6 protein-coding genes, 5 tRNA genes and 1 pseudogene are annotated in these 9,826 nt (G+C 31.3%); 2 read left to right on the plus strand and 10 right to left on the minus strand.

Annotated elements, in window-relative coordinates:
- Window positions 1–83 precede the first annotated feature (83 nt).
- From LJD32_RS13795 to LJD32_RS13820, 6 genes are all read right to left on the minus strand, one after another.
- Window positions 84–176, minus strand: a tRNA-Ser gene (locus LJD32_RS13795).
- A gap of 13 nt (window positions 177–189) precedes the next feature.
- Window positions 190–265, minus strand: a tRNA-Ala gene (locus LJD32_RS13800).
- Window positions 266–277: 12 nt separating this feature from the next.
- A tRNA-Pro gene (locus LJD32_RS13805) sits at window positions 278–354 on the minus strand.
- 7 nt (window positions 355–361) lie between these two features.
- Window positions 362–438, minus strand: a tRNA-Arg gene (locus tag LJD32_RS13810).
- 11 nt (window positions 439–449) lie between these two features.
- A tRNA-Cys gene (locus LJD32_RS13815) sits at window positions 450–524 on the minus strand.
- Window positions 525–628: 104 nt separating this feature from the next.
- Complete coding sequence (locus LJD32_RS13820; RefSeq protein ID WP_227392662.1) at window positions 629–1,336, minus strand: gamma-glutamyl-gamma-aminobutyrate hydrolase family protein; 708 nt, start codon at window positions 1,334–1,336, stop codon at window positions 629–631.
- Between the two features lie 79 nt (window positions 1,337–1,415).
- Between LJD32_RS13820 and LJD32_RS13825 the strand changes: the two genes are divergently transcribed.
- Window positions 1,416–1,724: a hypothetical protein gene (locus LJD32_RS13825; protein ID WP_032089532.1), complete on the plus strand. Its 309-nt coding sequence runs from the start codon at window positions 1,416–1,418 to the stop codon at window positions 1,722–1,724.
- 18 nt (window positions 1,725–1,742) lie between these two features.
- Here the strand turns inward: LJD32_RS13825 and LJD32_RS13830 are convergent, their stop codons facing one another.
- From LJD32_RS13830 to LJD32_RS13840, 3 genes are all read right to left on the minus strand, one after another.
- A complete protein-coding gene (locus LJD32_RS13830) occupies window positions 1,743–4,139 on the minus strand; it encodes a glycogen/starch/alpha-glucan phosphorylase (protein ID WP_227392661.1) in 2,397 nt (798 codons plus the stop codon).
- 152 nt (window positions 4,140–4,291) lie between these two features.
- The gene (gene glgB / locus LJD32_RS13835) at window positions 4,292–6,229 is read right to left on the minus strand and encodes a 1,4-alpha-glucan branching protein GlgB (protein WP_227392660.1); all 1,938 of its coding nucleotides are present in this window, start codon (window positions 6,227–6,229) and stop codon (window positions 4,292–4,294) included.
- Between the two features lie 127 nt (window positions 6,230–6,356).
- Window positions 6,357–7,523 carry a PucR family transcriptional regulator gene (locus LJD32_RS13840; protein WP_175301844.1) on the minus strand — a complete coding sequence of 389 codons (1,167 nt, stop codon included), beginning with the start codon at window positions 7,521–7,523 and terminating at the stop codon, window positions 6,357–6,359.
- A 483-nt stretch (window positions 7,524–8,006) separates the two neighbouring features.
- Between LJD32_RS13840 and pckA the strand changes: the two genes are divergently transcribed.
- Window positions 8,007–9,584, plus strand: a complete 1,578-nt coding sequence (gene pckA / locus LJD32_RS13845; RefSeq protein WP_175301843.1) for a phosphoenolpyruvate carboxykinase (ATP) — start codon at window positions 8,007–8,009, stop codon at window positions 9,582–9,584.
- A 36-nt stretch (window positions 9,585–9,620) separates the two neighbouring features.
- On the opposite strand, the pseudogene LJD32_RS13850 reads toward pckA, so the two are convergent.
- Window positions 9,621–9,826 (minus strand): annotated as a pseudogene (locus LJD32_RS13850) (hypothetical protein); the annotation flags it as partial.

Raw genomic sequence — 9,826 nt, forward strand, 5'->3', positions numbered from 1 at the left:
TCTGGACGGGACTCGAACCCGCGACCTCCGCCGTGACAGGGCGGCATTCTAACCAACTGAACTACCAGACCAAAAGATAAAAATGGCGGAGATTGAGGGATTCGAACCCCCGCAGGACGTTAATCCTCTGCTGGTTTTCAAGACCAGTCCCTTCAGCCAGACTTGGGTAAATCTCCGTAATAAATAAATTGGTGGAGCCAAGCGGGATCGAACCGCTGACCCCCTGCGTGCAAGGCAGGTGCTCTCCCAGCTGAGCTATGGCCCCAATTTTTATAAATGGTCGGGAAGACAGGATTTGAACCTGCGACCCCCTGGTCCCAAACCAGGTGCACTACCAAGCTGTGCTACTTCCCGAAAAAAATGGCGCGCTAGGCAGGAATCGAACCCACAACCTCTTGATCCGTAGTCAAGCACTCTATCCAGTTGAGCTACTAGCGCATTTTCACAAATGGAGGTTCCTACCGGACTCGAACCGATGATGACAGAGTTGCAGTCTGTTGCCTTACCAACTTGGCCAAGGAACCATCCCTTGCTTTTTATTAACTTAAAGCTTGTTCATTATACTAATATATCAGCATAAAGTCAATACACATTTACTGTTTTTATAGCTTTTTATAATTTTTTATAATTATTTTTTGCAATTATCCACAAAATCTTTAAATAGTTTTAAATGATCGTCACTTTTTTTATAAATCATTTCTGGATGCCATTGATATCCTATCACATACTTTTTATCTGGTAGATAAACAGCTTCTACTAATCCATCATCAGAATAAGCCATTGGCTTTAATGCTGGAGCAAGTTGACAAATAGCTTGATGATGACAACTATTCACCATTAAAGTTTCTTGATTTAAGATGTCTTTTAAAGGTGTATTTTCAACAATTTTTACTTGGTGACTTGGATGATCATAAGGAGCAGGTTGTCGATGAATACATGTAGGATGAAATTGTTGATCTAAATCTTGGTAGAGTGTTCCACCTAAACATGCATTTAATAACTGAATACCTCTACATATTCCTAAAACAGACTTATCGGCCTCTAAAACATATTTTAATAGCTTTGGTTCCATTTCATCTCTTTTTTGATTTAGCTTTCCACAATATTCTGCTTTTTCTTGATGATAAATTGCTGGATTTAAATCTTCCCCTCCTGCAAAAATAAATCCATCAAAATAATGAGCCGTTTCTTTTAAAGAAACATCATCATTAACTAAAGAAAGCATAACAGGAATACCACCTGCTTCAATAACCCCATCCATATACCCTGGAAGCATCCATAAACTATCTCTTTCTTCATCATATAAAGGAACAATCGCAATTACTGGTTTATTCATTAAATACCTCTTTTTCATCTTTTTTAACATTATAGCATAACTTATGTTTTATGCTATAATAAAAAACGAGGTGAAAAAAATGATTGATCAAGAACAAGCTGCTAGAACATTGATCAATTTGATTGATGTTGTTCATCAAGAAAATTGGGTCTTATTAAATAATGAAGATATGGCAAGTAAAACCGAAGAGTATTACATCAACTTCTTTAAAGAACATCATTTAGAAGAAGCAATCGATGAAATTAAAGCTGTGACAGAAAAAAACAAATCTTTTTTTCAAAGATTTGTTAATCATGAAGAAGTTGACGCTAAAGAAATGCGTGATTTTATGGAACCTTATCGTTTTATCAAAAGTAAATATATATTAAAGAAAAGCTCAAAGTCCTAAGACCTTGAGCTTTTATAATTAAAATTTACATTTTTCTAAATGCCAAATATCTTCTACATATTGTTCAATTGTACGATCAGATGAGAAGAATCCACTCTTAGCAATATTTACTAAGCAAATTCTAGCCCATTTAGCACGATCTTGATATAATTCTACAACATGGCTTTGTGCATTAGCATATGATTCGAAATCAGCTAATAAGAAGTATTCATCATTTTTATTCATTAATTCATCATGAATAATTTTAAATTCTTCTGGATTACTTGAGAAAGTACCATTAGTCAATGAATCAATAGCACGACGGATTTTTAAATCATTATTATAATAATCCCATGCACGATATTGATTATTTGCTTTTAAGTTTTTAACTTCTTCATCTTTTAAACCAAAGATTTCACAATTATCTAATCCTACTAATTCAGAAATTTCTACATTAGCTCCATCTAAAGTACCTAAAGTAATAGCTCCATTCATCATGAATTTCATATTACCAGTACCACTTGCTTCTTTACCAGCAGTAGAGATTTGTTCTGAAACATCTGCAGCAGGCATAATTTTTTCTGCCAAAGTAACACCATAGTTTTCTAAGAAAACAACTTTTAAGTATTTATTTGTTTCAGGATCATTATTAACTACATCTCCAACTGCATTAATTAATTTAATAACTTTTTTAGCGAAGTAATAAGCACTTGCTGCTTTTGCTCCAAAGATGAAAGTATGTGGATAAATACGGAAATCTGGATTAGATTTCATTTCTTGATATAAATAAATAACATGTAAAATATTTAATAATTGTCTTTTATATGCATGTAATCTCTTAACTTGAACATCAAAGATACTATCTACATCTACTTCAATACCATTATGTTCTTTAATATAATCAGCTAAGATTTGTTTTCTTTCTTTTTTAACAGCTAAGAAACGATTTTGTAAAATCGGATCATCAACATGTTCCATTAAATTTTCTAATTGAGCTGGTTTTTTGATCCATCCTTTACCAATTGTTTCATTAATTAATTCACTTAATTGTGGATTACAATAAGCTAACCAACGACGATGAGTAACCCCATTTGTTTTATTATTAAATTTATTTGGATAAAGTACATTGAAATCATGTAATTCTCTTTCTTTTAAGATATCTGTATGAAGTCTTGCTACCCCATTGACACTAAAGCTTCCAGCAATTGCAAGTCTTGCCATATAAACAGTACCATCTCTTAAAATCATTGTACGATCAACTAAATTTTGATCATGATTACTTACTTCTTTAGCAAAACCTACAAAACGACGGTGAATTTCTTCAATGATTTGATATACACGTGGTAATAATGTTTGCATTGTACTAATTGGCCAAGTTTCTAAAGCTTCAGCTAAGATCGTATGGTTTGTATAAGCAAATGTTTGTGTACAAATATCCCAGGCATCTTGCCATTCATAATTATGTTCATCAATTAATAAACGCATGAATTCAGGAATACATAATACTGGATGTGTATCATTTAATTGAATAACATGTTTTTCATGGAAATTATCTAATGATGGATAATTTCTTAAGTGCGCTTTGATGATTGCTTGGATACCTGCAGAACAGAAGAAATATTCTTGTTTTAAGCGTAACATTTTCCCTGCTGGTGTTGAATCATCTGGATATAAGTTTTGACAGATGCTTCTTACATCTTCAATATATCTTTGGAAATCATGGTTACTTGGGAAATCTTCACTAGGTTCCGCTGACCATAAACGTAAAGTATTTGTATTTACTGTATCATTTCCAATAACTGGTACATCATAAGGTACTGCATAAATTGTTTCAGCATCTACATGTTTCCATTTACCTTCTGATTCATCCCAGATAACTTTTCCAAAGAATTTTACTGGTACACGATGTTTAGGTTTACGTACTTCCCACATAAAACCTGTTTTCATCCATTGATCAGGTAATTCTACTTGATAACCATTTTCAATTTTTTGTTTAAATAAACCATATTCATAACGAATTGTATTTCCATGTCCTGGATAATCTAATGAAGCAAGTGAATCCATAAAGCATGCAGCTAAACGTCCAAGTCCCCCATTACCTAAACCAGCATCACTTTCTAATTCTTCTAAATCATGAATGTTGATTCCATAATCTTCTAAACCTTCTTTAGCGATTTCATAGATTCCTAGATTCATCATATTATTAACTAATAATCTTCCCATTAAAAATTCCATTGAGAAATAATGCATTTGTTTTTGTTCATTATTTTGAACAACAGCTTTACTAGCTGCCCAGTTTACTGATGCATAATCTCTTACCATTGTTTCAAGAACCATGAATTTTTCAGTAATATGAGCTTCTTCAACAGTACGCCCATAAGACTCAATAATTCTTCTTGAAAATTCAAATTTAAATTCTTCTTTGTTTTTAAACATTTTCCCGTCTCCTCAATATTACTCTTACGTGACCATCATACTTTATTTTTAGTAGGTTGTCACTCATAAAAACATTTTTACATTGATAAAATCTTATTTTTTTCAAATAAAATAGAGTATCTAAACTACGGATGCTCTATTTCATGAACAACTTATTTTGTTTTCTTAGTTACTCTTTTTGTTTTCTTTAGTGTTCCCTTTGTTGTTTCTTTTTTAGGTTTCACTTCAAAGATACATGCACTAAATGGTGCTAATTTTACTTCAATATAATGATCTTTATTTAACAATTTTGTTTTTTTATTTGGTTTTGTTTTCTTAGAGCGAATTGCTCTTGGATTAATGATATTCTTTCCAGAATATACAGCTTGATCCGTATTTAAAATTTCTTTATAACTTCCTTCAATATTAACTGGTACTTTGTATTTTTCATGCGTATTACCAACAAAATTCATCACTGCGATAATCGCATTTCCTGCTTTATCTTTTCTTTCAATTGCGAAAACACATTGATCATGATCATCAACAACAAGCCATTCAAAGCCTTTTAAATCATAATCCATTTCATATAAAGCTGGATATTTCAAATAAATTTCATTGAGTTTTTGAGCGAAATGATGGAATGCATCATGATCAGGATATTTTAAAATATCCCATCCTAAAGATTTAGATTCATCCCATTCTTTATATTCAGCAAGTTCATTTCCCATAAAGTTCAATTTCTTACCAGGATGTAACATCATATAAACATACAGCGCTTTTACTTGTGCCAATTTATCTCCATGTAATCCCCACATCTTATTAATAATCGTAGCTTTTCCATGAACAACTTCATCATGTGAAAATTCAAGTAAGAATCTTTCAGAATAGAAATAAGCCATTGAAAAAGTAATAAAGCGACTATCATATTGACGATAAACAGGATCTTCTTGGAAATATTTTAACGTATCATTCATCCAACCTAAATCCCATTTATAATCAAATCCTAAACCATGTTCACCTACCGGTTTAGTAACACCTGGATAATCTGTTGAATCTTCTGCAATCATCATCACAGTTGGATGATACCCAGACATATGTCCATTTAAACGTTTCATCCATTCCATAGCACCAATATTTTCACCTAAGTTTTTATTACCTTCATAATAAATAAGATTACTTACAGCATCAAATCTAAAACCATCAATATGATAATATGTTGCAAAGAATTCTACAGAAGATAATAAGAAACTTCTTACTTCATTTTTACCTAAATCAAAATAAACACTATCCCATGGACTATAACGACGATTATAATCATTATAGTCATAAACAAATCCACCATCATACATATGTAATCCATGTGAATCTTTAACGAAATGTGCTGGCACAAAGTCCATAATAACACCAATGCCTTCTTGGTGGCAGGCATCAATAAATTTCATTAATTGTTTAGGTTGACCATATCTCGATGTTGCACTATAAAAACCAGTTGCTTGATATCCCCAAGAACCATCAAACGGGAATTCAGTAAGTGGCATAACTTCTAAATGTGTATAGCCCATCTTTTTTACATAGGGAATAATTTCATCTATTAATTCTTCATAAGAATAATATTCACCATCGTCCCCTTCACCTTCACTTTCTCGCTTCATTTTCCATGAACCAAGAGAAGCTTCATATATATTAAGTGGGCGATCATAATTTTTAGTTCTATTTTTTACCCATTTGCTATCATGCCAACGATAACCTTCCATATTATAAACCTTTGAAGCAGTTCCTGGTCTTAACTCACTAAAATAAGCATATGGATCTGCTTTATCAATAATATCTCCTTGAGGAGTTTCAAACCTAAACTTGTACATGTCAAATTCTTTGACACCTTCAACAAATATTGTATAAATACCACCATTATTATATTTTTCCATATAACAAGGTGTTTCACCCCATTGGTTAAATTCTCCTACAACTTGTGCACTTCTAGCATTCGGCGCATATGTTGTAAAACGTACACCTTTTTTACCTTCATGAGTTTCAAAATGTGCACCAAATATTTTATAAGCTTGTAAACAATTTCCATCATGGAAAGTGTGAATTAAAAAATTATCAAACATATATTTATCTCCCCTTTATGTCATTTATTATAACATATAAATGACCAACATTCACTAAAAAGTTAGCGCTTTCATTTTTGTTTGCTAAACTTTTTATCAAATAAAAAAAGAAGCTAACAGCTTTCCGCTATTTCTTCTTTTTTTCTACAATTTCTTTAATATAAAAAGCTAACATATACGGCATTTTTTCTTCAAATGAATCCAATTGACATTCTGTCAGTTCTTTTATCTTATTAAGTCGATAATTGATAGTATTACGATGCATATATAAGCTTTCAGCCATAGCTTTTTGATTACTATCGAATTTTAAATACTGATAAAGTGTTTCTTCTAATTGCATATTATGTTTTTGATCATAATCTATCAAAACACCTAACATACTACGATACATTTGTCTTAAAATACCTTGATCTTCAATAATAAACAATAATTGATAAACACCCATATCATCAAAATAAATTTGTGGATAATTAAATTGTTTAGCCATCTTACAAGCCGCAATAGCCCTTTTATAACTTAAAATCATATTTCTAAAATCCACCATCTTTGAGCCAATTCCTAAATGTAATGTATAATGCAAACGTTTTTTAGCTCTTTTATACATTTCATTAATAACTTCTACAAGAGCACTATCTTCTAAGTTATTAAAAATCATAATATAATAACCATCAAACCAGAAAAAACTATAATTTCCTTCAACTTTTTCAAAACATAATTCTAGCTGAAACTTAATACTTCTTCTTTCCATCATACCTAATTCTTCATCGGTTTCTACAGAAATAGCCATTACTTGAAAATCATTTTCCACATCAAAATCACCTGCTAATTTATTTCTAGACTCTTCAATAATTGCTGGATTAATCAGTGTGTCCATAACAGTTTGATTAATATACTTATCATCTCTTTCTGCACGTAAACAATGATATGAAAAATCTTTGATCATATCTGCAATATGCACTTCCCAAGGAACCACTAACAAAGGAAAACTTAATTCATTACAATAATCAATAATTTCTTGATCGATATCAAAAACATATTTTCCCGTATTGATAACAAGTCCCACACTATGATATTTAACAAGTTGTTCAATGAATTCTTTTAATTTCTTTTGGCTTTGAAATCCTAGACCTGTTGTTACAACTAGTTCTTTACCCCAAAGTTGTTGTAAAATCGTTTTATCTTCGACCATTTGTACCCAGGTCATGGCATTAGAACATCCATCCTCACCTGCAAGTAATGTCATTTTATAATTCTTTTTAAATTCTCTTAAAGCATCATCTATTGTAAATCCCATATCATCACCACCTTCTATTTTACACTATTTGTGCACATTGCACAAATACTTACGATTCATTTTAGGATACTTGTCTCTACTCAATTCGTCATATTTCGCTATAATAAATGTGTAATAAAAAATGAAATGTAAATAAAAGAGATATCCCATAATATTTATATCTCTCATATATTTTACGATTTTCAGTAATAGTTTCCCAATATATTAATTTTTTATTACTCGATTCCCTATATATAAATAAAGAAGATCATTCCCCTAAATGATCTTTTTTATTTGTTTATGATTATTATCCTAAAAACACATTAGTTATGTTTCTAATGTGTTTTTTTATTAAAAAACACTCTAAAAACCTTATAAAATGTACATTTTCAACAAACCCATTTTGACATTAGCGTCATTTATTAAAAAAAGTAAGCGCTTTCTATGGATTTTGTAACATTTTTTTTGTATCATTATATGTAAGGAATCCAAAGGAGGTATATTATGGGTACATTGAATATCGAAAAATATGGTTTTAATCATACGGGAAACATTTTTAGAAACAATCCGCCTGGTGCGCTTGTAGAAAAAGCTTTACTTCATAAAGAAGGAAGACTTTCACGCGCTGGTGCTTTATGTATAGAAACTGGAGAAAGAACTGGTCGTTCTCCAGATGATAAATATATTGTTGATACACCTGCTGTTCATGATTTAATTGCTTGGGGAAATGTTAATCGTCCTGTTTCAGCAGAAGTTTTTGACCAAGTTTATGATCAAATGATTCAATATTTAAATGATAAAGATTTATATATTTTTGATGGCTTTGCAGGAGCTAATCGTAAATATCAATATGGTTTTAGAGTTATCAATGAAAAAGCAAGTCAAAATTTATTTATTAGAAACTTACTTATTCGACCTAAAAAGGAACAATTAAAAGATTTTAAAGAAGACTTTTTGATTTTAGTTGCTCCTGGATGTAAAGTAGATTATAAAAAATTAGGATTAAATAGTGAAGCCGCTATTATGATCAATTTTGAAAAACAAATTATTTTAATTGCGGGCACAGGGTATTCTGGAGAAATCAAAAAATCTGTCTTCTGTGTTATGAACTATTTACTTCCACAAAAGAAGATTTTTACAATGCATTGTTCTGCCAATATGGGAATCGATGGTGATACAGCTTTATTCTTTGGATTATCAGGAACTGGAAAAACAACACTTTCAGCCGATCCAAACAGACGATTAATTGGTGATGATGAACATGGTTGGTCTAGAAATACAATCTTCAACTTTGAAGGTGGATGCTACGCTAAATGTATCAACCTTTCAAAAGAACATGAACCTGAAATTTGGAATGCCATCCGTTTTGGTGCTGTAACAGAAAATGTTAAATTATTTGAAGATACACGTATTATTAATTTTGATGATGGTTCTATTACAGAAAATACACGTGTTGGTTATCCAATTGATTATATTCCAAATACTGTTTCATCAGGAGTTGGACCTATTCCACGTACTATTTTCTTTTTAGCAGCAGATGCTTTTGGAGTTTTACCACCTATTTCTAAACTTGACCGTAACGCTGCTATCTATCACTTTGTTTCAGGTTATACAAGCAAACTTGCTGGAACTGAAAATGGTGTTACTGAACCAGAAGCAACATTTTCAACATGTTTTGGAGAACCATTTTTCCCATTAGATACAGCTTTATATGCTCACCAATTTGGACGTCGTGTAGAAAAATCAGGAGCTAATGTTTTCTTGATCAACACTGGATGGACTGGTGGCTCTTATGGTAAAGGGCATCGTATTCCATTAAAATATACACGTGCAATGATCAATGCTGCTTTAAATGGTGACTTAGATTTTGTGGAATATGTCAAAGAACCATTCTTTAATCTAAAAATCCCAAGAAGTTGTCCAGGTGTTCCAGCAGAAATGTTGAACCCTAAAAATACTTGGTCAAACAAACGCGAATATGATAAAACAGCTAAAAAGCTTACAAAAATGTTCCAAGAAAACTTTAAAAAATATGATTTACCTAGTACTGTTGTTAAAGCTGGACCTGGTATTCATAAATAAAAATAACGGATATCTCATGAGATATCCGTTTTTGTATCATTTAATCATTTCTTTAATTATTTGTAAATCTTTGTTTTCTATTAATGCTTTAAAAATCTCGTTATATTGTGACAATGTTAAATTTTCTAACATTAAAATATCTTCTTGAGGATATTTACTTTTAAAAAGCATCAATGTATTTTCTTTGGCTTTAAGAAGTTCTCCTTCTTTTAAGCCTTCTTCTTTACCTTCTTGTCGTATTC

This window comes from Faecalibacillus sp. TM498 (genome assembly GCF_020589955.1).
Lineage (GTDB): Bacteria > Bacillota_I > Bacilli_A > Erysipelotrichales > Coprobacillaceae > Faecalibacillus > Faecalibacillus intestinalis.